Here is a 23,454-nt window from a genome sequence, read left to right on the forward strand (position 1 = left end):
TCAATTATGACTGGTCTTTTTTATTTATTTCAATTTAGGAGGTAGGTGCCATGTAATGGATAAAAAGGAAAAAGCTGCACAAGATTATTCTAACGGCATGAAGTACAAAGATATATCTGCAAAGTACGATATACCGATCAATACATTGAAGTCGTGGCGAAGTCGAGAAAAATGGAAAAGGGATGCGCCCGCAACTAAAAAGTTGCACCCACAAACTAAAAAGGTTGCACCCAAAAATATTGATGGACTTGAGGACAATCCAAAATTAACTGAGAATCAAAAGATGTTTTGCTTGTACTATTTACAACGTTTCAACGCTACGTGGGCTTATCAGAAGGCCTATCACAGCTCTTACGAGGTTGCTAATGTAGAAGGTAGCAAGAACCTAGTAAAACCTAGTATCAAGAAGCAATTAGCTGCTATAAAGAAACAGTCACATACTGATGCTTATCTTAAGATTGATGACATCATTAACGAGTATAAGAAACAGGCGTTTGCTAGCTTGGGAGATGTATTAGATTACACAGTTCATAAAGAATTGGTCATGGATACTGAGGGAAATGTATATCTTGATACTGACGATAATCCGGTTGAACGGCATGTATCTGATATATTCCTAAAGCCAAGTGATCAGATTGATTGGTCACTGGTTCAAGACATTCATAAAGGAAAAGATGGCCTTGTAGTTAAGCTGTATGACAAGCAGAAGGCACTTGATTCACTTATGAAGTACTTTGATAGTGATATGTCTAAGGCACAGCAACGCAAGGTTAATGCCGAAGCTGACATAGCCCAATACCGTGCCGATCAGTTGAATGGTGTTGCCGATGAGAATCAAGATGATGGCTTCATAGATGCAATTGATAATGCTGCTGATAATATTTGGGGTGATGACGATGAGAACTAGTCTGTTTCACTTCAATACATTTTCAAAAAAGCAGCTGCAAGTATTAAGCTGGTGGCGATATAGCAAGACTAAGGCTAAAGAGGTAATTATATGTGATGGATCAGTTCGATCGGGTAAGACATTAACAATGTCGTTGTCATTTATATTGTGGTCGATGCACACGTTCCAAGATGAACAGTTTGGAATGGCTGGTAAAACTATAGGCTCGTTCAGACGTAACGTCGTCAGACCGCTCAAGAAGATGCTACGAGGACGTGGCTATTCCGTTAAAGATAAGCGTGCCGATAATATGCTGGAGATATCCAAGAATGGTGTTACCAATTATTACTTTATTTTTGGTGGTAAGGATGAATCAGCTCAAGACCTCGTTCAAGGTTTAACAGCAGCAGGATTCTTCTTTGATGAAGTAGCTTTAATGCCTCAGTCATTTGTAAATCAAGCTGTTGCACGTTGTTCAGTAAGTGGCTCAAAGCTGTGGTTTAACTGCAATCCAGAAGGGCCCTATCATTGGTTCAAGACGGAATGGATTGACAAGATAACAGAGAAGCACGCTTTGCATATTCATTTCACGATGGACGATAACCCCTCACTGGCTCAGGACGTTAAAGATAGATACATGCGTACTTATACAGGTACGTTCTATCAACGCTACATCTTAGGTCTGTGGGTTCTATCAGAAGGTGTTATCTACGACAACTTCGATAAGAGTTCGATGACTGTTGATATTCCTTCCAATCAGCATTTTGAAAAATATTATGTTAGTTGCGATTACGGAACGTTGAACCCCACAGTATTTCTGTTGTGGGGCTTTTCTAATGGCGTTTGGTACTGCATTAATGAATATTACTATTCTGGCCGTACAAGCAAGCATCAGAGAACTGATGATCAATACGCTGATGGATTGGATAAATTTCTAGGCGGTATCAAAGCCAAAATTATTATTGATCCGTCTGCAGCATCGTTCATTACTAAGCTACGGCAGCGAGGTTATACGGTTATCAAGGCCGATAATGATGTGATCAACGGTATTCGTGAGACGCAATCTGCGATGAATCTAGGCAAGATTATGTTTAGCAAGACGCTTACTAATCTGTTTAAGGAGTTTGCTTCATACGTGTGGGATATTAAAGCAGAGCAGCACGGCGAAGATAAGCCCGTTAAGGAACATGATCATGCCATGGATGCAATGAGATATTTCGTATATATGGTTGTAGCTTCACGTAACAAAGTTAAAGTACATCTATTTAAGCACAGTTTATAAATTTGAAAGGAGTGATGTAATGAGTGATCAAAAATGGAGTGTTACTGATGATTCGGTTTTTTTATTTCCACAAGAAGATGATTTGACTGCTGACGATATCAAAGAAATGGTTAAGCAGAATCAAACTTACACCGAAAACAGATATAAAGTGGCACGTCAATTTTACAAAGGACATCATCCAATTTTGGATAAACAAAAGAAGTCAGATATTGATAAACCTGATAACTGCTTAGTGGTCAACTATCCTAAATACATAGTTGATACTTTCAACGGTTTTTTTGATGGGATTCCGCCAAAAATCACCCTTGATGATGAAGATTTAAATACTTCACTACAAGATTTCGTTAACTATAATTCATTACTTGATTTGATATTTGAAGCATCAAAACAAGTCAGCATTTACGGAAGAAGTTATTTTTACATCTACCAGAACGAAGACAAGAAAACTTGTGTTACTGTCGTTGATCCTATACACTCGTTCATTATCTATGATGATACAGTGGCCAAGAAAGCTAAAGGATTCGTGATGTATAGCTATGATTCAGATAATAATTTGAGTGGCCAAGTTTGTTTGACTGATGGTTTATATGATATTGAATTAGGCAACAAGACAGCTAATGTATACAAGAATATTCCTGCTATTGAATTCTTCGAAAACGAAGAACGACAAGGGACATTCGAGAATATCGAAACGTTGGTCAATGGCGTCAATAACGCTCTATCACAGAAAGCCAACGACGTTGAATACTTCGCCGATGCGTATATGAAAATTCTAGGCAGCGAAGTTGATGAAGATACACTCAAGCAGATTAAAGATAATCACATTATCAATCTCGCTAGTCAGGACGGTCAAGATGTCGTAGTTGAGTTCATGGAGAAGCCTAACGCTGATGGAGAACAAGAAAATCTTATCAATAGATTGAATAACCTTATCTTTCAAATTTCTATGGTGGCCAACATTTCAGACGATACATTTGGAAATGCTGCTAGTGGCGTCAGTTTACAATACAAGTTACTTTCAATGCGCAATTTAGCAAGCAACAAAGAACGTAAGTTACTAAATCACTTCGTAAGCTATTTGAGATTGTATTCAGTACTGGCAATGTTATTCCGTCAAATAAAGCTGAGGAATGGCAGAATGTGAAGTTTAAATTTACACGTAACTTGCCATCCAATTTAGTTGAGGAAGCTCAAACTGCCGCTACATTATCAGGCATCACATCTCAAGAGACACAGCTTTCAACCTTGTCTATTGTTGATGATCCTAAATCGGAAATTGATCAAATTAGTGAGGATCAGAAGAGGGATGCCGAGCCAGTTAATAAAGACACAGTTAATTACAATTTTGGTAGCTCTCAAAACTCAAATAATGGCGATTCTAGCGATGATAAGTCGAAAGAAGATAATTAGTCATGGCTGATAATTATTGGATGGAGCGAGAGAAGAAGTGGCTAGAACGGCGTCAATTGAGTGATGAGGAATTATCTAAGAAGCTTGAATCACATTATCGAAAGGCAATCACGGACATTGATAAACAGATAAGTAATTTCTATGTGAATTATGCAGCTGATAACAAATTGACAATGGCCGATGCTAGAAAAAAGGTTGCCAAGTTCGATGTTCAAGGATTCAATTCTACAGCTGCTAAGATGGTTGCTGACAAAGATTTCAGCAAGGAAGCCAATGACAAGTTGCAACTTTATAATTCAACAATGAAAATCAATCGATTGGAGATGTTGAAGGCTCAAACTGGTTTGGCGTTGACTGAAATGGATGACGGTATATATCGAGATGTGAACATGCACCTCACTACATCATTCAGAAATGAGGTTAAGCGGCAAGCTGGTATTTTAGGCGATCAGAAGCTTGATAATATATCTAAGAAAGTCGATCAGGTTGTTAATGCGTCAACTAATGGTGCTAAATTTTCTGATCGAATTTGGGTAGCTCATGACGAATTGAAAGGCCGACTTGATGGAATAATTTCAAGAGCTATGATTCAGGGGACTAACCCTAATCAGTTAAAGCAAGTGTTATATCCGTTGATTGATAAAACTATCAAGAACCGTTCGTACGTTGCCAAGCGAATAGCCATAACAGAGACTGCCAGAGTTGAAGACGTGGCTCAGATGGAGAGCTTTAAAGCCTCAGGTTATGAGTATTGTGTTTGGATAGCTTCAATTGATGCTTGTGGTCAGTGTGCTGACATTGCTGCATACCACGATGGCATTTATCTATTATCAAAGGTACCTAATATTCCTATTCATGCCAATTGTCGGTGTTCTAAGGCTGCTTCAATGGGTCCAAAGGATAAAGAACTAGAAAAGGCTATTAAATCTGATTCAAGCGAGGACAATATTTCCAATAAGTTTGAGAATAGTAATATGAAACACGTTTTTGGAGATGAATTTTATAATAACTTCACTAAAACAATTAATTCACCAGAATTCGATCCAAGGCTAAGAAGAGCCATAAACAGATATGCTGATAAATATAAATTTTACAGAAGCTCAAGTTCTAGTGTAGGTAATTCGTTTGGTTTTAATATAGTTAATCTAACTGATGAAGCTTTTACCGGAAATAGTTATAAAGAACCACTAGAAACTGTCTTTCATGAGTTAGGGCATGCCATGGATCATTTTTCGTTGAAAGAGTGATGGGTTCAGACAGGGTAAAAACAGGAAGAATTGTTAAAAGGAAAGTTGCCGCTTCTATGATGAAAGTTGAAGAAAAAACTCAATATCTATCATCAGCAGGTAAATATGATTTAACAGAAGTAATTCATGGTGATTTAGATAAGGCTGTTTATGGAGACATACCAGATGTTGCAAGCTTGGGTAGAAGACCTAGAAAACCCGATTTAGCAAAGGAATATAGATTAAATCGTATGGATTTGCTAAATAAGCGATCAAAAGCTGAAAAAAGCTTTATTGATAATATAAAAACTGATATTAAATCCGGAAAAGATGAATCAAAGTATTGTACTTTGTCGGATATGCTGGAATCAACAGGCAATTTTGATGTAGCACCACTGGGATATGGTCATGGTGGGAAAAAGTATTGGTCAAACTATGAAACCACAAGTACAGAGTTTGTTGCCGAAATGACTGAATCACTTGCTAAAGATCCAGAAAAACTAAAAATAATGGAAAAGTACATGCCTAATGCTGCTAAAAAATATTACGAATTACTTGATACCATTAGTAATAGTTAGGAGATTATTATGATTCATATTGATGATGATGCACGTGCAATATATAAAGAAGCTATGAAATTATATGAAGATAAGTTCGATGATGAGTTTCCAATTCTTGAATATAAAGGATTTAAAAATGGAACTCTTACAAAGGCTGCCGCATTAGAGTTACTTGAGATTGTAAAGACATCTATTAAATCTGATAAAAAAGTAGAACAGAAAAATACAAATATTGTTTATTAGTCATTAGAAACTATCTAATGGCTATTTTTTATGCCTTTTTCCCTGATTACAGGCTTAAAAGAATAACTTGAGTAGACTCCCAAGTCTTTAAATGCGAGTGGAGGTAACAACATGGACAACGAAGAAAAGAACCAAGCTACCGAAGATGAAACAAAAAAATCTACTGATCAAAATGTCGATAACTCCGCGGATGTCGACGGTCAAGAGTCAGAGGATAAATCTGTTGATTCAGATAAAGTGGTAGAAAAGTTAAAAGGTCGAATCGGTAAGATGACCGCTGAAAAGTCTGATACAGAGCAGAAATTAGCTGATGCACTCAAGACTATTGAAGACTTGAAGTCTGGCAAGAAGGACGTTAAGAAACTATCTCAAGATGACAAGGCCAAGCAAGAACAAGTTGCTAAAGATAGCAAGATTCAAGAGCTTGAAGACAAGTTAAAGTTGTCAGAAGCCAAGTCTCAAACTGATTCAGTCTTTAAGGAAGCCGGTTTAAACGTCAATTCGGATGTATTGAATATGGTTGTGTCAACTGATGATGAAACAACTTATTCAAATGCTAAATCACTGATTGACTTTGCTAACTCAATTCAAGAATCAACACGAAGTGAGTTCATGGCCGGTAAGACACCAAAAGTTAGCGGTGCCGTGGCTAAACAAGTAACACAAGATGAATTTAACTCTATGTCATATTTCGACAAAGCTAAATTGATGAAAGATGATCCAACACAATTTACTAAATTAACAGGAGGCTATTAAAATAATGGCAGAAAATACAGCACCATCAAAATTAGCAGATTTGGTTAATCCAGAAGTTTTAGCTCCAATTATTTCTTATGAGTTGACTAGTGCACTACGTTTCACAGCTTTAGCAACAGTAGATACAACCTTGAAAGGCCAACCGGGTGACACTTTGAAGATGCCTTCATACACATACATCGGTGATGCTGAAGATGTTGCAGAAGGTGAACCAATTCCATTAGATAAACTTGGAACAAAGAGTAAATCAGTAACAGTTAAGAAAGCTGGCAAAGGTACAGAATTTACTGACGAAGCTGTATTGAGTGGTTTCGGTGATCCAGCGGGAGAATCAACTAAACAATTAGCACTAGCGATTGCCAACAAAATTGATAACGATATGCTTGCTGCTGCTAAAACAGGAACTCAAACAGTTTCAATTGCTCCAACCGTTGAAGGCGTACAAGCTGCAACAGATCTATTTAACGATGAAGACAGTTCAGTAGTAGTTGCAATTTTTAATCCAGTGACGGCCGCAAAGCTTCGTGCCGATTCGATTGAAAAGAAAGCTGGTTCAGAAGCCGGTGCCGATCAATTAGTTAATGGAACCTACTACGATGTGCTAGGCGTTCAAATTGTTCGTTCACGTAAGTTAGCAGCTAACGAAGCAATCTTTATCAAGGTCAATCCGAAATCACCAGCACTAAAGCTAATCACAAAGCGTGGTGTACAAGTCGAAACACAACGTGACATCATTAAGAAGATGACAATTATTACAACTGATGAGCACTATGCAGCATATCTATACGACGATACAAAAGTTGTTGTTGCAACAGTTGCAGATTCTGCAACAGCCGAAGTAGACCCAAAAGCCTAGTACCCGATACACAAGCGGGTTTGACAAGACCCACAGCAGACAATACTAAGGCTGAAATAACTGCATTCATGGACGCTAACGACATTGAGTATTCATCTGCTGATACCAAAGACCAATTGCTTGCCAAGATTTCAGAGAAATTAGGTGATGTTAATGGATAACGACGATGTTTTGCAACGAATTAAGGATATTGCTGGCTTTGAGGATTCAGACACGACGTTAAAAGCTGTGATCGAACTGATCAAGGCTAGACTGCTCAACTTGATCGATGCTGACAAAGTACCGGACGAATTGAGTTATATCGTAGTTGATGCCTCAATATCACGATTCAATAGAATCAGCGACGAGGGCAAGACTTCCAGCGGTGAGAATGAAGTATCAGCAACGTGGCAAGTCGACGACTAGCACCATTTTTAGACGATATCGACCGATGGAATGTTAAACACTCTACGACCGGTAAAGGCAAGGTCAGATTCTTATGAGATTCGCTGATAAAGTCACATTCGTTAAGAAAGTAAAATCTCATTATGATTTTGACGAAGGTGAAGAGGTTGATGGCGGCGAGGTAGATACTGATCGAATGGCCAAGGTCACAACACCAGTTAAAGAAAATCGGGATGAAATAATGGGCAGTCAAAAGACTGATCAAATTATTATCCATCTCAAAAATAGATATAAAGATAGCTATGATTTACTCAAATGGAAGGATCATAGCTATTTTTTTGTCAATCAAACCGTAGTTGGGAACAGACAAATTATTTATATGCGAGGTGATTCAAATGGGAGTCAAGCTTGATATGACCTATAGCAAGTCACTAGAGGATTATCTAAAGCAAGGATTGATAACGGTTGATGACACGTTAAAGGTTGTCAGAACTAATACAGCCGAGATGCAGGAGAACGCTGAGCGTAAGGCACCAGTTGACACTGGACATCTAAAACGTGAAATTCATCAAGATATCAAGGGCGAAGGTGCTGAGGTTGTTGGGCAAGTTTCCGGCGATGCTGATTACGATCCGTATCAAGAATATGGGACACGTTATCAGCCGGGTACACCTCACATTCGGCCTGCATACTACGAGCAGCGTGACAAGTTCGTAAAGGGGATGAGTGAGCTGGTGAAGCCTAAATGAAGAAAGATATTTTGCAATCGATTTACGACGATACTTTCAAATTATGTTATGGGCTAACCAAGGAAACATACAATAGTTTGCCGGAGGTGGCACCTTATCCATTCATCTATGTTGGTGAACAGTTTGACCAGCCCAAACGTACCAAAGACCCGTATATAACTGCTGGAAGTAGTCAGCTAACTGTTCATATATATGGATTAAAGAAAAAACGTCGATTGATGACCGATTTGATGAGAAAAGTCAGGTTATCGCTACCACAAACAGATAACAATATTCATCAATTTGAGAATGTGAATACAGTAATTCAAGAAGAAAATTCAAATAAAACAGAAAGTTTAGTCCACGGCATATTAACCGTGGACTTTTCTTATCTACAAGACGAGAGAGGTAATTAAATATGACTGAAGCAGTAGCAGCTAAAGAAGCTTCACCAGTAAATGGTAAAGACAGAATTCTAATGATTCGTGTGTTTGAGGATCGAATGAAGAAAGGTGCTTCCAAGCTAGCACTTCAAACTAAACACGATTGGAAGATCGAAGCTAAATCAGATTCAACATCAACAAAGGATGGAACAATTAATAGTGCTGCAGAACCAACTGTTACGCTTGAAATTAACGCCATTTCATCAAGAGATGATGTCAACTTGACACTTAAAGATGCTGTTCTAAATTCTAAAAAGCTGGAATTCTGGGACATCGATTTGAAAGGTAAAGTGACAGAAGAAGGGGAAAACAAAGGGAAGTATCCAGCTAAGTATGCTCAAGGATATCTTCAATCTTGGGAAGTTCCATCTGAAATTGGAAAGTTGGACGAGTTAAAGACCGAAGCAAATATCGATCAGAAACCTGTCGATGGTTTTGCTACCTTAACTGATGAACAACAACAAGAAGTGCAATATGCCTTTGCTGATACAACAATTGTTACAGATCCAGCACCAGAAGTTTAATAGAATATCAAATACAACAATTGGGCACGGTTAAAAAATCGTGCCTTTTTTCTTTAGGAGGAAATTAAATTATGGAAATTACATTACACGGTCAAAAGGTTCAATTATATTTCGGTATCAGATTCATTCGTGAGATGGATAACCGCTATTTTACAGGTAACGAAGTTGCAAAATATGGCGTTGGCTTGGAAAACGCCTATGACAAGCTCAAAAATCACGATTTGGTAATGCTAGACGATGTTTTAGCAGCTGCCACAGCCACACAATTTGTGTTCACTGATAAAGATTTTGATGAATTCTACTCAGAAACTGATCCAAAAGAAATTGACAAAATCTGTGATGAATTAGCAAAAAACTTATTAACGCAACCTATGACCAAGAAGCGAGTGACAACATTCAAGAAGAATCTGGACGAAGTGAACAAGAAGACAACTCAAGAGTAGAGTCGTCTGCTCAAACCTATCGAAAACTGATAATTGAGGCCATGTCACAGTTTGGTATCAACGACATGTTGACTATTGAGCGAATGACCATAGTTGAATTTGGTATTCGACGAGAAGCTGCCACTCGTAAGCTAACCGATCAGCTTCAAAATATCTACTTGCAAGCTTACTTGAATCGAATAGCTGCAGCTGTTGGCGAAGACAACAAATATGTATTTCCAGAATTTAAAGACTTCTTTGATTACGAGAAAACTTTGCAATTGATGTTACATGGCGAACCGCACAAGAAGAAAGAATCCGAGATGGATAAAGATCTTGTGGCTATAGCTAAACGATTACAAAGACTTCGAGGAAAGGAGGTTAAAAATTAATGGATAATTATACAACTACTGCTCAGTTAAAAGCTGATGTGGGTCAATTCGTCAATGCGTTTAAATCGGCACAGAAGTCCTATGAGAACTTCCAAACTGCTATGAAAAACAGTCAAAGTCCTGCCGAAGCAGTTGCTAATTCATCAAAATTGGTAAGTAAGTCGGTTAAAGTTGGAGCTACTGCAGTTGTTGCACTAGGTGCTGCCGCGATTAAAACCGGTATGGATTACGACCATGGTATGAGCCGTGTTAAAGCTATTTCAGGAGCCACAAGCGGTGAAATGGTCAAGATGAATAAGCAGGCTATCAAGTTGGGCGCTGATACAGCTTTTAGTGCTAAAGAAGCTGCCCAAGGTATGGAGAACCTGGCCAGTGCCGGTATGAAGCCCAAACAGATAATGGAAGCGATGCCTGGAGTTTTGGACCTAGCTGCCGTATCTGGTGGTAATGTCGGAGATGCTGCCGAAAATGCTGCCGTTGCTTTGAATGGTTTCGGTTTGTCTGCTGGTTCAGCTGGTCACGTTGCCGATGTGTTCGCTCGTGCTGCAGCAGATACCAATGCCGAAGCTAGTGACATGGGTGAAGCTTTGAAGATGGTTGCACCGCAAGCTCATGCTGCTGGTCAATCATTGGAGGAAACTTCTGCCGCAATTGGGGTGCTTAGCGACGCCGGAATAAAAGGTAGCATGGCTGGATCTAACCTAGGTATGGCTCTTACACACTTGCAAAAGCCATCTGATGAAGCTAAAGAGTTGATGGACCAAATCGGTTTTAGTGCTTATGATTCATCAGGAAAGATGAAACCGTTACATCAAATTGTTGAAGAACTAAAGAAATCATTGGGGACTTTCCCACCAAAAGCTAAGCAATTTCAATTAGCAACTATGTTTGGTGTTCAAGGTGGCCGTGCTATGAATGTCATGCTAGATGCTCAAAATGGTAAGTTAGAGAAGCTGACTAACTCGTTAAAGAATTCAGATGGCTCAGCTAAGGCAATGGCTAAGACTATGCAAGATGATCTAGCTAGTTCTGTCGAGCAGTTTGGTGGCTCATTAGAATCACTATCAATCGCATTTGAGCAAACGTTTAGTGGCGTTCTGAAAGCTGGAGTTGACTCAGCTTCTGATGCGGTTGGTAAGTTAACTGACTATTTAACTGATAATCAGGATGAAATTAGAAAAGAAACTAAACATATTATTGAAGTAGCAAAGAGCTTTGCTAAATTCTTGCCATCAATTCAGCAGGTAACTGGAGCATTGAAGTTATTAATGCCTGTATTTGTTGGAATTGAAACGTTTAAGGGTATCGGTGTCGGTGGAGCTAAGACAATAGCTGCATTGGAGACAATGAAAGCTGATCTAACTCTAGTCAGAAACGGTACAACTATGACAATGGGTGTTGCTAAAAATGCTGGTAATGTAATGAAACTAGCATTTGGAACACCGCTATCAGCTATCAAACGTGTAACACAAGAAACACTCAACTTTGGTAAGGCTATGGGTTCAGACGATTATTCAAGGTATGAGACAGGTCTAAGCAAGATTGGTAAAGCCTTTACGACACTTGCAAAACCAGTTACAGGTACAACTAAATCTGTATTTAACTTCGGTAAGGCAATGGGGTCTGATGACTATTCAAGATATGAGAATGGTTTGAAGAAAATCGGTAACAGTTTTAAGAATACCGGTACTTCTATCGTTAATAGTTTGAAGAATCCTAAGCAAGCCGCTAAGGATTTAGGTAAAACGTTTACAGCTTTAGGCAATAAAGCAGGTAGTTTATCAGGTAAGTTCGAAAATACCGTTACATCAGGTTTAACACCTATGCTATCGGCTATGGGGATGTCTGGTAGTGCTGCCACGGCTTTAGCTAGTTCGTTAGCTGCTGTTATGCCACCAGCATTAGCAGTTGCCGCAGTTGCTGTCGCAATCTATGCTGCGTGGAATTCTAATTTTATGAATATTCACGGCGTGGTTGATAAAGCTATATCAGGGATTAAAGGAATTCTAGCATCAGTTCAGAAGCCTATTGACGCTATCAAGAAAACACTAGATCCAGTATCCGATTCGTTGAAGAAAATATTTAAGATTGCCGGCGTTGGTGTTATATCTGCTCTTGCTATCGCTGCAATTGGCTTAGCTACTGCATTACGTGTCGTAGTCGATGCACTTGCTGCCATCGTTCAAGCATCTCAAGCTGCATATTATGGTGTTAAGGCACTATTTGAGAAGTGGAAACGTGGCGGGTCCGATGGTTCAGAATCAATGAATAAGGCTACTAAAGCATGAAGGGTACCACTCAGTCTATTGGTGACATGGGTTCAGCTTTCAAAGATGCTTGGAAGGTTGGATCGGAAACGATGAGCCAATTCGGAAAATCCACGGATAAGACTAAGTCTGACACTAAGGGAGCTGCTCAAGTAGCTGCCGCTTCGATGAAAGATGTATCTAATTCTGCCAAAAAGATGAAGACTGATGTAGAGGCTTCAAAAGCTGATTTCAGCAAGGTAATTGATACTGATGGCGTATCTGATAAGACGAAAAAATTCTTATCCGACGTCAACAAGACACTTGACACTTATCAAAAGACTACTGAGAAAGCTTCACAGAAATATCAGAAGTCTATGACTGCTGCCGAGAAGTTGACTGGTGATAAGAGACTGGCTGCCGTTAATGCTGCTAATTCTAAATTAGCAACTGCAACGCAAAAGAATGGTCAAAATCTTATTAATATTTCAGCTGACTTAGATAGACAATTGCAACAGCGTCGATTCACTGACGGTACAGCAATGACCGAAGATCAGGCTAAGATTCTTACTAAGCAAAACGAGAAGATCAAAGAGAAACTACTAGAACAGAATCAAATCTATGTTCAAGCTCAACTTTCGAAAGTTGCTAACGGTAAGAAGCTTAGTGCCACTGAGCAACAAGCAACGATTACCACTGTACAAGCTAACTATCAAGCACGTCAGCAAGCTATAACGGCTGGCGAACAGAAGATAACAGACTTGCACAATAAGATTGCCACCGCTAAAGATGCAACAACCAAGGCACAGTATCAACAAGATCTTGCAGCTACTCAAAAGCACAACAAAGATCTGTTAGTGGAACAAGGAAATTTCGGAACTCAGATGAACATGTCAATTGCCAACGGATCTAAGTTGAACTTCGATACTTGGAATGCTGGACTTCAAAAGATGACCGATATTACACCTGTTCAGTTACAGCAGATGTATTTGTCATTTGTTCAGATGAATAATAATACCGGTCAACAGATGCAGGCGTTTGCCACATTATTACAACGTGGTGGTACGCAAGGCGTCGACGGGCTTGTTCAAGCTTTGCAAGATGGTAAGTTTACGGCTAAAGAAGCATCAAAGGTCATGAATGATAATACTGTTCAAGGTTTGAATTCCTTGCCTGATTCTATGTTTAAGAAAGGTGATAAGGGTCAGCAATCTTTTATTAAAGCACTGAAAGCTGGGAAGTTTAAAGATGCTGGTAAATATTTAGCTGATCAATCATCAAGTGGTGCTAAAGACACAAAGAAGCATGGTAAATCCGGTAAAGATAACGGTGACGCTTATAGCAAAGAATTAAAGAAGAAAAAACAACAAGCTAAGTCGACTGGTAAAGAAGTCGCTAAGGCTTCCGCTGACGGTGAGAAATCTCAGAAGAGCGCTCATAAGGCCGCTGGTAAGAATAACGGTGAGTCTTATAACTCTGGTGTAAAGAGTGGTAACAATTCCGCTAGATCAGCCGGTAAGGGACTAGCACAATATACTCAAAGTGGAGCCAATTCAGTTTCATTCCGTCCAGTTGGTCAAAACATGTCGAATGGTGTCGCTAATGGTATCAATGCCAATTCTAATAACGCAGTAATTGCTATGCGTAATCTTGTGATTCGAGTTAATAACGAGGCTAGACGAGTAGCAAAGATTCATTCACCTTCAAGATTAATGAGGGATGAAGTTGGTAAATATCTATCGTTAGGTATTGCGGAAGGTATTACAGATTATAGTGGTAATGCTGCCGATGCGATGGGTAACGTGGTTAGTTCATTAACTGATAATGCTAGTCACATTAATTTAGCTGATCAGGTATCTGCACAGGTTGGGTTGCAAGCTAATTCGACGGTTGACATGGTTGCGTCAATTCATGATAATAGTTCGCAAAAACAACCAGCGGTGCTTAATTTCAATGTTGCAGGACGTTCATTCAGAGCGTTCGTTAGCGATATTACTAGTCAACAAGAACAGAATATCGAACTAGATTTAGGCTATTAAAATTTGAAATGAAGGTGATTAAAATTTATAAATTCAAGGACAGCGTCCCTGATACTTCTATCGATTCAGATATTAGTTCAGAGGCGCTTTTAATCGGGCAAAACCCGATTGAAAACACAATTTCAGGTTATAGGACGTTAACGGTCACAGGCCGTGGAGCGTTGGGTTACAAGCTAACAGCACAATCGTTAGATGGAATGGACGGGGAAAGGTACGTTGATTCAAATTTACCTATCAGACCGATCGTAGTGACGTATCAATTAACCACTTCGAACGCTGCTGAAATGATTGAAATGCAAGATAAACTTGCGGCAATTTTAGCTGCTAAGGAATTCGAGTTCAGCTTCAATGATCAAAAAGACTGGCACTATATCGGAACTGTGACGGCAACTAGTGAGGTGCCAGCCGGGAAGCTGTCAGGAGTAGGCTCATTCACAATTACGGCCAGTGATCCAAAAAAATATTCAGCTGAAAAGGTTATTACGAGTTCAGATGGAAAATTTAGTTTCCCGGCTGGTAATTATCTGATAACAGAAATGGCGTTCACGCCTGCAGCATCGACTTCGAGCTTGAAAATAACTAATAATTCAGGTCAACGGCTAGCAGTGTCAGGAACAATCAATAGTGGCGATACGATTCATATTTTGCCACGTACACAGGTTATAACTCTTAATGGGGTCAATAAGTTAGAGTGGTTAGCGTTCGATTCAGACTTCGAGAATTTCAAAGCTACAGGAAGTGGCTCAACAATTCCAACTGGGAAATTAGTAATCAAATATAAAGAAATGAGGTGATGCGGTTGAAATTTTACTTACTTGATAAGAACGAAAATATTATTGATAATCCGCCCTCAGAAGATATCCTAGAGCTGTTTCAAGATATTCAAAGTCACAAGGCTGACGCCGTTTCTGGTTCATTGGTATTGGATGAAAGATATACCAAAGATCTGGATAACGTTCGATATTTTGCCATCTCAGATCGGAACAGTGAACATAATTTCTGGCTATATCGTAAAACCATCGCTCAAGTTCAAAATAAAGAAATCGTATTTAACGGTACCGGTGCATTTTATGATGACTTAAAGGGATATGGATATATTAAAGAAAAGCGTCCGAACAACATTACAAGTGTTCAGGCGCTTCATTTAATTTTAGATAATACTCGTTGGAACATTGATTATGTTGATGATCGGTTAAATAACGAATATCACGATGCTGACTTCTACTATCTGCCATATTTAGATTGTTTCAGCAAGATTCTAGAAACGTGGCAGGTCGATGTTGTTCCATTTGTAAACATCGAAGGTAACAAAATCACACGCCGATACGTCAACCTCTATTATCAGCAAGGTGGCAATAATGGCCGTCGTTTTGTGTATGGTAGCAATGCTCTAACGGTTGAGAAGCAGACTAATGACACAGATGTTTATACTGCTTTAGTTGGTAGAGGTGCCGGTGTTGAGGAGACCAATGAAGATACTGGCGAGTTAACTGGCGGTTACAGTCGTAAGATTAATTTTGCTAACGAATCATGGTCAAAATCTGCTGGTGATCCAGCTGATAAACCGGCAGGACAAGAATATATTGAATGGCCACAAGCTACGGCACTTTATGGTTATTCAGACGGTGCGCCAAGAATTGGAATAGTTGAATTTGACAATGAGAAGGACACAGCTAACCTCCTACGTGAGACATGGCAACACTTGTTACAAGTTGGAGTCCCACAAGTTCAGTTCAAGCAACCGTCGGCGATGTCGGATTCTTAAATTTAGGTGAGACAGTAACCATAGTTCGTTATGATCTAGATATTAAATATCAAACTCGCGTTACTGGCATCAAGTGGAATCGTAAGAATGAGAACCACTCAACCATCACAATCGGTGACAAGCTAGTTATGTCAACAGCTGAGCGTTTGAGTGGTATCAGTTCATCAGTCAAACAAGCGCAGGTAACTGCTAACGATGCTAAATCGTCAGCTGGCTTCGCTGTTAATAACGGCGGTGTCAACGTTAATTGGTCAGAGGATGAGCCACAACATCCAAAAGAGGGCGACCTTTGGTATCAAACTCAGGCCGATGGAACTATTGTCATGAAGCAATATGAAGATGGCCAGTGGTTGATTCGTGTCGATGACACTACCGGAGAGCAGATCAAGAATAAGGTTGACGAAGCTATTAAAGGTGCCGATGCAGCTAAGAAGTCGGCTGATGACGCTGTGGCCAAAGCTGAAGAAGCCAGTTCTAACGCTAAGGTAACAGCTGCTAAGTTTGATGACACTAACCAAAAAGTTAAGCAAGCACTAGATAATTCAGTTTCGGCTCAGTCTAGTGCAGTGTCAGCAGTTGCTAAAGCTGAATCAACAGCTTCGGAGTTTGGTACAGTTAAGCAAAAAGCGGATAGTGCCGCAGCTAATGCCCTGAGTGCTCAAGCAAGTGCTAGTGAAGCAGTAACCCAAGCGTTGTCTGCTGAAGCTGATTCTAAAGATGCTAAGCAAATTGCTGGAGCAGTTAATCAGAGCTATAAGACGTTAACTGATGGATCGACTATGACCATTGCTGAGCTAGAGGGTGGCCTAGCTGTTAAGCTGACTAAGACTGATTTGAATGGATATTCCACCAAGGATTGGACACAAAATCAGCTTAAGGTAACTGCTGATGGAATAAACGGCACTATGTCCAGTATTAAGAATACGGTTGATAGTCAAACGACTAGTATCCATGACCTTCAGGCCGATTCCAGTGGGTTTAAAACTCAATTTACGACTGTTAATGATACGCTGGGAAAGCAAACTACTGATATTGGTACCTTACAAGCGTCATCCAAAGAATTGACTACTGGTTTCAATACGTTAACGACTGATAATGGTACTAATAAGAACGATATTAGTCAGCTTAAGCAAACTGCCACGGAAGTCAGCAGTACCTTAGAAACTGTTCAGACACAGGTTCAAAACAGTGCGGTAGGAACCAATTTAATCGTCCAATCGGATTTAAAAAGTGGGTATCTTATTAGAAAGAATGGTGGAATCAACTTCAGTAGCGATGATTTTCATTCAGATAATTATATAGCCACTAATGGAGCAACTGTATTTACGTTAAGTTCACCAGACTATGTGTTCAAAGGCAGCGTTAATCATACTTTGGCAATGTATGATAGTGATAAAAGCTTTCTTGGTTGGCAAAGTATAACTTCATCAACACAAACATTAAGTCATTCTAATGCTGCGTATATTAGATTCTCTATTAATTTTACAGATGAAGGTGACGTTCGTGGCAAATTATCTGATTGGCTAAGTACTCATCGGTACAAGCTAGAAAAAGGTTCGGTAGCTACTGATTGGTGTGCTAATCCGGCAGACAATGCAACAGTCACGGCTGTATCCAAGATTTCACAAACTGTGGATGGTATGCAAACTGATATCTCTAAGAAAATCGAGCAGAAGGATCTTAATGGATATGCTACTCAAGATTGGTCTAACAATCAGATTAAAATAACTGCCGATGGTATTAATGGTGCTATATCCAGTATTAAGAATACGGTCGATAGTCAGACAACCAGTATCAACGACCTCAAGGCAGACTCCAATGGGTTTAGAGATCAATTTACAACCGTTACCAATACTCTCGGTACGCACACTACTGATATCAGTACTCTACAAGTGTCATCTAAAGAATTGACTAGTGGGTTTAATACACTTACAACTGACAATAGTACTAATAAGAATGATATCAGTCAGTTGAAGCAGACTGCAACAGAAGTAAGCAGTACCTTAGAAACGGTTCAAACACAAGTTCAAGATAGTGCTGTTGGGACCAATCTATTAACGGGAACAAGCAATGCACAAGACTATACTTTGTCCGGTTCTGGGTGGGAACTCGGAAGCCTGTCAAGCAATGGAACAAATGCATCAATTCCGTGCACTCCGGGGGCAAGTTATACGTATTCTGTAATCGTTAAAAGTACGACATATGATTGTTACCCAGAACTCCAGTTTTTCGACAGCGGTAAAAATTTTATTTTAAATTCTACTAATGTTCCTGGTAAAGATATTGGCATGCGAAAAACTACAGAGGTAGCTCCGGAAAATGCGGCTTTTGTGGGAGCACATATGGTATTAAACAATGCGCCGGATTCACAGACGGTGGTATTTAACAGTGAAAAGCTGGAAAAAGGTAGTCTGGCAACTGATTGGTGTCCGAACCCAGCTGATAATGCAACAGTCACGGCAGTTTCTAGCATTTCTCAAACTATTGATAAAATTCAAGGAACGATTATAAACAAGGCTGATCAATCGCAAATTACTCAACTGGCTAATCAAATTACTACGACTATCACGAGCGCCAATAATCCGGCTGGGATCGTTAAAGAGTACGTCCTAAAGCGATGGTTTGATGATGGTCAAACTGGTGGATGGCACGGAAAGATTGTAGGTGCCAATAAGGACGACACATATCAAATAAACGCTGGTAATGGTCATACGGCCGTGTTAACGTTTGTGGATACGTCTGTGGTTGAATCTAAAAATTCTTTTGCAGTTTCAGCTAATGAGGAATTTAACTTTGAGATTTGGATAGACACGACGTTAACAGAGGGAGATATTCAGTTCGGTCTACAATTAACTGATAGTTCTGGAAAAAGTTCATTTTTCCCAGCAATAACAGTTGATAAAAATATAAAAGCTGCTAAATATACGGGGAAGTTAACAATACCTAATGGTTATGTTTCAGCCATGCCAGCAATTACCAAGTCTGCTGAAGCTAGTCTTATAGATTGGGGTCTAGTAACAGGTATGTCAATAACCAACGCCGCAGACACTGGTAGTGGCTCATCAACGCAGGTAACACAGCTATCGGACGCTTTCGGTTTGTTAGTTCGTAAAGACAACTTATTAAGTCAGATTAACGTGGAAGCTGGATCAACGTTGATCCATTCAAACAAAATCTTCCTAGATGCTGATTCCGTAATTTTTAGTGGTAGTGCATTTATTCCGTCTGCTGCTATAACAAACCTTTCGGCTGATAAGATTACTGCTGGAACATTAGATGCCAAAACTATAAATGTAATTAATTTGAATGGTTCAAGTATTGCATCGAAGTCTATCACGGCTGATAAGTTAGCTACTAATATGATTCGTGTGGGTCTCAACAACGAGTTATCTGGTATGGTTATTAACCAAAGCAGTTTAGCTACATATGACGGTGGGCAAATATCTATGCAATTAACCTCAGACGGGTTACTTGTATCGAATCCGGATAACTATGGTTCACTTGTAGGACGTATTCATTCCAATACTTGGGTAGGTCACTCTAATGTTCAGGGACTTAATTTTGATCTGGAATATCTAAGCGATTATATGTCATGGTCACGTAAGCGTTCGCCATCGGAAACCTCATATACCACTGTTCTTCGTTGGATGGACAGTGGCGCAGCATCTACAGTTGGTGTTGATGCAGGTTTCTTATTTAGCGATGATGTTAGATTCCAAAATCCTGCTGTTTTTAGAGATGAATTAAATGTAAATGATCATATCTTTTTTAGCAATACGTCAAATAACGTTAAAATCTATGGTGCATCAACACCTTTAAAGTTCTCAACGTTAACAGTTACCGGTGAGGAATCGAATATGCCATCTATTAAGAATTCAAGTGCTAGTTCAGGTCTTGCATTTGGTAGTGGTGAACTTTGGTTATCATCGGGTAACAATGCTATTTCACTATCAGATATTAAGAGAGTAGTTTATTTCTTTAAAGGCAAAACTCTATCATTTGCAACTGGATTTAACAAATCAGGAGGAACAGCGGTTTCTTGGCATGATTACACATTTTAGTTAAAAAACGAGCATCGACAAAAGCCGGTGCTTTTTAATTTGGAGGAAATATGAAAATAACATTAGAAAATCAATATTTAGTACCATCAATCGAATTTTTGAAAGCAGCTAAATTAAAGGGTACCCAGTCATTAGCACGATCAAAATTTATTAAGCTGCTTCAAGTATCGCTTCAATCTTTGGGAGATGCCGAGATGGAAATGTTGAAGCAATATGGTGAACCAGAAGACAATTCCAAGCCAGTTGCGGAAGATAATCCGTTGAAAAAATTGCCAGATGGGAACTTTTATATTCCTGATGAAAATAAGCAGGAATGGAATTCAGAGCATACAAAGCTGCTCAAGCAGGAGGCAGAAATAGAGGGCGGTACGTATCTTGGCCATACAGCTGATATGTTGAAAGTAGTTGACGATTACGCTGCTAATACAGAATTGGCCGGCAACGATGCTGAAGTATATTTCCAATTGCATGAAGCGCTAGAATCAGCAACACAAAATGATGAAAAAGAGGATGAAGAATAATGAAAGTAAATTTACAATCAATCACATATCAATTTGGAGATAACAACGAAACCACATCTATCATGATTCAATTTCAAGGTAACCAAGGTAGCGAATATCTAACGTCTCAAGTCTCACTAACAGGCGATGGGTTAGATGATCTAACACGTAAGGAAATCGAAGCTAAGGCACGTCAACGATTGCTGGAGATTACTACACCAGCTGCTGACGAAGAAGAACCAGCTAAATAGTTTGATTCGAATATTACGAAAGGAGGGATGTTGATGCCACCACATTTGTTTTTAGGATTTTCAATATCGGAATGGCTTGGAATAATTTCAATTATTTCAATCTTAGTTGGTGCATTTAAAACGTTTTTATTTAATCCAATTGGCGATCAGTTGAAAGATTTAAGTGGTGCCATCCAAAACTTGAGTGACAATTCTGCTAAGGCGCATTCTGATTTAGAGAAGAAGATAAGTAAGAATCATCTTGATATTGAAAGACACGATATTGAGATTGATTTCTTGTTTGATAAAAATCATTTACACAGGAGGGAAAAGAATGAAGACGGAGAAGATTAAAAGCAAATTATCGATTGATTGGCACTCACCAATTTGGTGGGCTTCTTTGGTATCAATTTTGCTGGTACTAATTCAACAAGTATTATCAATTTTTGGAATTTCAATGCCGGAGGGACTAGCACAACAGATCACTGATGTGGTTAACTCACTATTATCTATTGGTGGCCTTTTGGGTATCATATACGACACATCAAAGAAGCCTGATTCGGAGGTTTCCAATGAAAAATAAACTAATTTATATTATGAGTCTGCTGCTAGCAGGCTTATTTTTTTTCGGTGGTAAAGTTGATGCAGCTAATACCGATATGGTGGATGTATCTAACCACAATGGCTATATGACTACAGCTAATTTTGTTGATATGCGCAATAATTACGGTGTGAAGTCAGTAGTTACAAAGATTTCAGAAGGTACTTACTACGCCGATTACACAGCATCTAACAACATTACAACCGCACAAGCGGCAGGGCTGTATATTAACGGCTACCATTTTGCACGTTACACAACTCAAGCTGGAGCAATAGCGGAGGCAGATTACGCTGGCAAAGTGGCCAAGTCCGCAGGCTTGCCAATAGGCGCCGTCCTAGTAACTGACGTGGAAGCGCAACAACAAAATGGACTTTCACGAGCAACTAACAACGCTAATAATCAGGTATTCATGGATGAAATTAAGAAGTTCGGTTATCGATCAGATATCTATACTATGTCGAGCTGGCTAGGCACTAAGATGGATATCGCTAACGGTAACGGCTGGATTGCGAGTTATCCGTACAACGCAAGTGGAAAGAACTGGTATTCAAACAATCATGCGTGGCAGTGGGGAAGCACGTACAACTTCCAAGCCAGTTATGGCAATTTCGACGTGTCACAGATCTATGATGATTTCTACACGGGACAATTGCCAGCAGTTGTTGATCCTAAAAGTACAATTTCAAACGTAGTATCAGTAAAAGGCAATTCTTACAAAGCGTACACAACCTATCATTTTGATGGCACAGCCAATACAGGAACTGATGTTATTTCTGGTAGCGATTGGATATCGAATAAGATTATCGCCATAAATGGCCAGCCTTACTATCACATCGGCGTTGATACGTACGTTCCACAGGCTTCTACAACTTTTAAAGGTATAGCAGTAGTGAACTATAACTCAAATTACGGCATCAATGCGTATGATTCTGACGGTCATTACATGGCAGATTCAAATAAGACATTTAAAGGTGGATCAACATGGAAGACGGCCGATAAGTTAACTGATATTCCAAATGTCGGATTATGCTACAAGGTTGCCACAAATATGTATATTCCAGCCAAGTATGCTCAAGGATCAGGATTCAACGGTAACGATATTTAAATATCTGAATATATCAAAATGGCTATATCTAATTAGCAAAACAATCTATATCATAGTAATAGGAAAATCATTGCAAAAGGCCTCCAGCTTATACGGTTGGGGGCCTTATTTTTTTGCTGTTGAAAGCTTTATTGATAGATGATATATTTTGAGTGTAGCAATCACAAATTGCTATATCCTGTTTATGACAGGTACTAAAACAACCTAGTCTGGCAATCGTCAGGCTATTTTTTTGTCATCTTTACAAATATGATGTTATTGCCACTGATGTAACAGAAGTATTTTCCATCAAGTTCGAAGTCTTTTTTGGCATGAATGATATACTTGCCATCAAAGAAATCAACAAATGCTGATCGGCCAGTATACTCGTTTGGTAATGCTGCTATTTGAGCGCTATTAATTTCATCACTGCTGATTATGTAGAAGTACAACCAACGTGCCATTGAGCCGGTGGGTATTTTAACGTTGTATTCAAGTATTTCACGAGTAGCTCCAAAATGTGAAGAGTCATTTCTCTTATAACCAATGCTTGTAAAGACTTTGCTACTTCCATCAGAATATTCAACTTCAATTTTATTTTTCATAGTGATCACTTCTATTTCTGGCTTCATGATAATCTGATCAGACATACAATAGAAGAAAAGTGATTCGACGTGTTATAATACACGTAAATGGTAAACAAAACATAATTAATATCGATGTTATAAAATTATCGCATCTTTACATAAATGAACACCGTTTGCACGGGATTTGCACCAAACGGTTATGAACGTTGATATAAAGGCATCGAATAAG

General features: G+C 39.2%; 28 protein-coding genes. 27 read left to right on the plus strand and 1 reads right to left on the minus strand.

Annotated features, from left to right (window positions below):
• The first annotated feature begins 55 nt into the window (after positions 1-55).
• From JCM14932_RS12445 to JCM14932_RS16165, 27 genes are all read left to right on the plus strand, one after another.
• Positions 56-907 carry a terminase small subunit gene (locus JCM14932_RS12445; protein WP_025025145.1) on the plus strand — a complete coding sequence of 284 codons (852 nt, stop codon included), beginning with the start codon at positions 56-58 and terminating at the stop codon, positions 905-907.
• Positions 897-2,168 carry a PBSX family phage terminase large subunit gene (locus tag JCM14932_RS12450; protein WP_025025146.1) on the plus strand — a complete coding sequence of 424 codons (1,272 nt, stop codon included), beginning with the start codon at positions 897-899 and terminating at the stop codon, positions 2,166-2,168. Before JCM14932_RS12445 ends, JCM14932_RS12450 begins: the two co-directional genes overlap by 11 nt.
• Before the next feature lie 19 nt (positions 2,169-2,187).
• A complete protein-coding gene (locus tag JCM14932_RS15610) occupies positions 2,188-3,312 on the plus strand; it encodes a phage portal protein (RefSeq protein ID WP_051528139.1) in 1,125 nt (374 codons plus the stop codon).
• Positions 3,309-3,578: a phage portal protein gene (locus JCM14932_RS17500; protein WP_051528140.1), complete on the plus strand. Its 270-nt coding sequence runs from the start codon at positions 3,309-3,311 to the stop codon at positions 3,576-3,578. Before JCM14932_RS15610 ends, JCM14932_RS17500 begins: the two co-directional genes overlap by 4 nt.
• Positions 3,579-3,580: 2 nt before the next feature.
• A complete protein-coding gene (locus JCM14932_RS16150) occupies positions 3,581-4,825 on the plus strand; it encodes a structural protein (protein WP_025025147.1) in 1,245 nt (414 codons plus the stop codon).
• On the plus strand, positions 4,825-5,382 hold the full coding sequence (locus JCM14932_RS12465) for a hypothetical protein (RefSeq protein ID WP_025025148.1): 558 nt from the start codon (positions 4,825-4,827) through the stop codon (positions 5,380-5,382). The genes JCM14932_RS16150 and JCM14932_RS12465 overlap by 1 nt, the downstream gene beginning before the upstream one ends.
• A 9-nt stretch (positions 5,383-5,391) precedes the next feature.
• The gene (locus tag JCM14932_RS12470; RefSeq protein ID WP_025025149.1) at positions 5,392-5,607 is read left to right on the plus strand and encodes a hypothetical protein; all 216 of its coding nucleotides are present in this window, start codon (positions 5,392-5,394) and stop codon (positions 5,605-5,607) included.
• Positions 5,608-5,718: 111 nt separating this feature from the next.
• Positions 5,719-6,363, plus strand: a complete 645-nt coding sequence (locus JCM14932_RS12475) for a capsid assembly scaffolding protein Gp46 family protein (protein WP_025025150.1) — start codon at positions 5,719-5,721, stop codon at positions 6,361-6,363.
• Positions 6,364-6,367: 4 nt separating this feature from the next.
• Complete coding sequence (locus JCM14932_RS12480; RefSeq protein ID WP_025025151.1) at positions 6,368-7,219, plus strand: N4-gp56 family major capsid protein; 852 nt, start codon at positions 6,368-6,370, stop codon at positions 7,217-7,219.
• A 20-nt stretch (positions 7,220-7,239) separates the two neighbouring features.
• Positions 7,240-7,380 carry a hypothetical protein gene (locus JCM14932_RS16635; protein ID WP_155832134.1) on the plus strand — a complete coding sequence of 47 codons (141 nt, stop codon included), beginning with the start codon at positions 7,240-7,242 and terminating at the stop codon, positions 7,378-7,380.
• Positions 7,373-7,624 (plus strand): phage head-tail connector protein, encoded by a 252-nt coding sequence (locus tag JCM14932_RS12490; RefSeq protein ID WP_025025152.1) that lies wholly within the window; start codon positions 7,373-7,375, stop codon positions 7,622-7,624. The genes JCM14932_RS16635 and JCM14932_RS12490 overlap by 8 nt, the downstream gene beginning before the upstream one ends.
• A 73-nt stretch (positions 7,625-7,697) precedes the next feature.
• Positions 7,698-8,015, plus strand: coding sequence for a hypothetical protein (locus tag JCM14932_RS12495; RefSeq protein ID WP_025025153.1), 318 nt, complete (start codon positions 7,698-7,700; stop codon positions 8,013-8,015).
• Positions 7,999-8,352: an HK97-gp10 family putative phage morphogenesis protein gene (locus JCM14932_RS12500; RefSeq protein ID WP_025025154.1), complete on the plus strand. Its 354-nt coding sequence runs from the start codon at positions 7,999-8,001 to the stop codon at positions 8,350-8,352. The genes JCM14932_RS12495 and JCM14932_RS12500 overlap by 17 nt, the downstream gene beginning before the upstream one ends.
• The gene (locus JCM14932_RS12505) at positions 8,349-8,747 is read left to right on the plus strand and encodes a hypothetical protein (RefSeq protein ID WP_025025155.1); all 399 of its coding nucleotides are present in this window, start codon (positions 8,349-8,351) and stop codon (positions 8,745-8,747) included. The genes JCM14932_RS12500 and JCM14932_RS12505 overlap by 4 nt, the downstream gene beginning before the upstream one ends.
• Positions 8,748-8,749: 2 nt before the next feature.
• A complete protein-coding gene (locus JCM14932_RS12510) occupies positions 8,750-9,298 on the plus strand; it encodes a phage major tail protein, TP901-1 family (RefSeq protein ID WP_025025156.1) in 549 nt (182 codons plus the stop codon).
• Positions 9,299-9,369: 71 nt separating this feature from the next.
• Positions 9,370-9,741: a tail assembly chaperone gene (locus tag JCM14932_RS12515; RefSeq protein ID WP_025025157.1), complete on the plus strand. Its 372-nt coding sequence runs from the start codon at positions 9,370-9,372 to the stop codon at positions 9,739-9,741.
• A gap of 41 nt (positions 9,742-9,782) precedes the next feature.
• Positions 9,783-10,112 (plus strand): hypothetical protein, encoded by a 330-nt coding sequence (locus JCM14932_RS12520; protein ID WP_025025158.1) that lies wholly within the window; start codon positions 9,783-9,785, stop codon positions 10,110-10,112.
• Positions 10,112-12,400 carry a phage tail tape measure protein gene (locus JCM14932_RS16155; protein WP_025025159.1) on the plus strand — a complete coding sequence of 763 codons (2,289 nt, stop codon included), beginning with the start codon at positions 10,112-10,114 and terminating at the stop codon, positions 12,398-12,400. Before JCM14932_RS12520 ends, JCM14932_RS16155 begins: the two co-directional genes overlap by 1 nt.
• Positions 12,397-14,397, plus strand: coding sequence for a hypothetical protein (locus JCM14932_RS12530; protein ID WP_025025160.1), 2,001 nt, complete (start codon positions 12,397-12,399; stop codon positions 14,395-14,397). The genes JCM14932_RS16155 and JCM14932_RS12530 overlap by 4 nt, the downstream gene beginning before the upstream one ends.
• 14 nt (positions 14,398-14,411) lie before the next feature.
• Positions 14,412-15,191, plus strand: coding sequence for a distal tail protein Dit (locus tag JCM14932_RS12535; RefSeq protein WP_034543428.1), 780 nt, complete (start codon positions 14,412-14,414; stop codon positions 15,189-15,191).
• Positions 15,192-15,196: 5 nt separating this feature from the next.
• Positions 15,197-16,162 carry a phage tail spike protein gene (locus tag JCM14932_RS12540; protein ID WP_025025162.1) on the plus strand — a complete coding sequence of 322 codons (966 nt, stop codon included), beginning with the start codon at positions 15,197-15,199 and terminating at the stop codon, positions 16,160-16,162.
• Entirely contained in the window at positions 16,090-20,223 is a 4,134-nt protein-coding gene (locus tag JCM14932_RS16160; protein ID WP_025025163.1) for a gp58-like family protein, read from the plus strand. Before JCM14932_RS12540 ends, JCM14932_RS16160 begins: the two co-directional genes overlap by 73 nt.
• Before the next feature lie 50 nt (positions 20,224-20,273).
• Positions 20,274-20,744 carry a hypothetical protein gene (locus JCM14932_RS12550; RefSeq protein ID WP_025025164.1) on the plus strand — a complete coding sequence of 157 codons (471 nt, stop codon included), beginning with the start codon at positions 20,274-20,276 and terminating at the stop codon, positions 20,742-20,744.
• Positions 20,744-20,974: a hypothetical protein gene (locus tag JCM14932_RS12555; RefSeq protein ID WP_025025165.1), complete on the plus strand. Its 231-nt coding sequence runs from the start codon at positions 20,744-20,746 to the stop codon at positions 20,972-20,974. The genes JCM14932_RS12550 and JCM14932_RS12555 overlap by 1 nt, the downstream gene beginning before the upstream one ends.
• 33 nt (positions 20,975-21,007) lie before the next feature.
• A complete protein-coding gene (locus tag JCM14932_RS12560) occupies positions 21,008-21,307 on the plus strand; it encodes a hypothetical protein (protein WP_025025166.1) in 300 nt (99 codons plus the stop codon).
• Positions 21,288-21,536, plus strand: coding sequence for a phage holin (locus JCM14932_RS12565; protein WP_025025167.1), 249 nt, complete (start codon positions 21,288-21,290; stop codon positions 21,534-21,536). Before JCM14932_RS12560 ends, JCM14932_RS12565 begins: the two co-directional genes overlap by 20 nt.
• Complete coding sequence (locus JCM14932_RS16165; protein WP_025025168.1) at positions 21,526-22,659, plus strand: GH25 family lysozyme; 1,134 nt, start codon at positions 21,526-21,528, stop codon at positions 22,657-22,659. The genes JCM14932_RS12565 and JCM14932_RS16165 overlap by 11 nt, the downstream gene beginning before the upstream one ends.
• A gap of 224 nt (positions 22,660-22,883) precedes the next feature.
• On the opposite strand, the gene JCM14932_RS12575 is transcribed toward JCM14932_RS16165, so the two are convergent.
• Positions 22,884-23,243 carry a hypothetical protein gene (locus JCM14932_RS12575; RefSeq protein WP_025025169.1) on the minus strand — a complete coding sequence of 120 codons (360 nt, stop codon included), beginning with the start codon at positions 23,241-23,243 and terminating at the stop codon, positions 22,884-22,886.
• Positions 23,244-23,454: the final 211 nt, after the last annotated feature.

Source organism: Companilactobacillus nodensis DSM 19682 = JCM 14932 = NBRC 107160, from assembly GCF_000615905.1.
GTDB classification, from domain to species: Bacteria; Bacillota; Bacilli; order Lactobacillales; family Lactobacillaceae; genus Companilactobacillus; species Companilactobacillus nodensis.